The organism is Kitasatospora sp. NPDC007106, from assembly GCF_040634455.1.
GTDB lineage: Bacteria > Actinomycetota > Actinomycetes > Streptomycetales > Streptomycetaceae > Kitasatospora > Kitasatospora arboriphila.
Genome location: NZ_JBEYFP010001186.1, coordinates 1 through 1,495, shown reverse-complemented (window position 1 = coordinate 1,495; position 1,495 = coordinate 1). Strand labels below are relative to the sequence as shown.

The following is a 1,495-nucleotide window of genomic DNA, read 5'->3' as shown; positions in this document are numbered from 1 at the left end:
GCGGAGCCGGGGCAGGGTCACCGCGACGACCGCCTTGCCGCGGTCGATCGGGACGGCCGCCGTGTAGAGCCGCGCCTGCTCCGGCACGGTACCGGCCGGGGTGCGGCGGTGCGGCAGGGTCAGCGCCGCCGCCGCGGTGCTCCCGGCCGCCCAGTCCCCGACGGTGAGTTCGTAGCTGCTGCTGGTGCCGTCGGCGTAGCGCACCGTGCCGGTGCCGGTGGCCGGGCCTCCGGTGGCGGTGGCGAGGAAGCCCAGGGCGCTGCCGCGGCCCGAGACGGCCACGTCCTGGCCCGCCGCGAGGACGTTGTCGGGCCGGCCGGGTGCCACGTCGGCGCGGGTGTAGGTCGTGCCGTTGACGGTGATCCGTGCGCCCCGTGCCCATCCGGCCGCCGCGAGGTCGGCCTCGGCGAGGCTGCCGCCCCTCCCGTCCAGGTCCCCGGCGGGGGCACCCCCGGCGGTGACGGCGGTGTTGTCGTAGAGCGCGGCCAGGGGGGCAGCGCCCTCGGCGGCGGCGCCCGGCGGCGCGGTACCCAGGGACAGCAGATGGGCGCCCACCACCGACAGGACGGTCAACGCGGCCGTCGGGCCGGCAGCCGGACGCACCCGGAGGCGGTTCACGGCATCCCTCGACGTCACTGTAGGTCCGCGGTCCGCCCACCGCCCCAGCAGCGGAACCCGTCCACAACCCATCGGTTGTGCAAACGACTGGTTGTGCATAGGCTGGCGTCATGACGGTCGTCGAGGACGAGTTGAGCCTGGTGTTCGCCGCGCTGGCCGATCCGACCAGGCGGGCGATACTCGAGCGGCTCGCCGCCGGCAGCGCCACCGTGGGCGAGCTGGCCGAGCCGTTCGCGATGAGCCAGCAGGCGGTCTCCAAGCACCTGAAGGTGCTGGAGCAGGCCCGCCTGATCTCCCGCACCCGGGCGGCGCAGTCCCGCCCGTGCGTGCTGGAGCCGACCAACCTGGACGCGGCCACCGACTGGATCGGCCGGCACCGCCGCGTCTGGGCCGACCGCCACGACCGCCTCGACGCACACCTGGCCGCGCTGGGCGCGGAGCAGCGCGACGGCGGCGCCGAGGAGACGAGCACCCCATGACCACCACCGGCGAACTCACCTACCGGCGCATCCACCGGGCCACGCCCGAGCTGCTCTTCGACTGCATGACCACCCCGGAGCACCTGACCCGCTTCTGGGGCCCGATCGGCACGACCACCCCGCTGGACGGCATCGTGGTCGACCTCCGGCCGGGCGGCGCCTTCGAGACCACCATGGTCAGCGACGCCGACGGCAGCACCCACACCATGCGGGCGGTGTACGCGGAGGTCAGCCGGCCCGACCGGCTGGTCTGGGTCGAGGCCGACGTCGAGGGCGGCATGCGGACCACCGTCACCTTCACCGACCTGCACGACGGCCGGACGGAGGTGGTCACCCATCAGACCAACGTCCCGGCCGCGTACCTGAGCGCCGCGGCGCAGGCCGGCTTCGCCACCAGC

General features: G+C 75.1%; 2 protein-coding genes and 1 pseudogene. 2 read left to right on the top strand and 1 reads right to left on the bottom strand.

All coding sequences use genetic code 11. The features are described 5' to 3' along the window. A pseudogene (locus ABZ641_RS37000) lies at nucleotides 1-558 on the bottom strand (SGNH/GDSL hydrolase family protein); the annotation flags it as partial. A 170-nt stretch (nucleotides 559-728) separates the two neighbouring features. Here ABZ641_RS37000 and ABZ641_RS36995 point away from each other — a divergent pair. Together ABZ641_RS36995 and ABZ641_RS36990 are read left to right on the top strand one after the other, a co-directional pair. Further along, the gene (locus ABZ641_RS36995; protein WP_344626274.1) at nucleotides 729-1,097 is read left to right on the top strand and encodes a metalloregulator ArsR/SmtB family transcription factor; all 369 of its coding nucleotides are present in this window, start codon (nucleotides 729-731) and stop codon (nucleotides 1,095-1,097) included. After that, nucleotides 1,094-1,495: SRPBCC domain-containing protein (locus ABZ641_RS36990; RefSeq protein ID WP_359988956.1), on the top strand; the 402-nt coding region annotated here is incomplete at its 3' end. The genes ABZ641_RS36995 and ABZ641_RS36990, both read left to right, overlap by 4 nt.

What these genes read in the sequence shown, in the direction of transcription:
- ABZ641_RS36995 (WP_344626274.1), top strand. Translation starts at nt 729, where the DNA reads ATGACGGTCGTCGAGGACGAGTTGAGCCTGGTGTTCGCCGCGCTGGCC.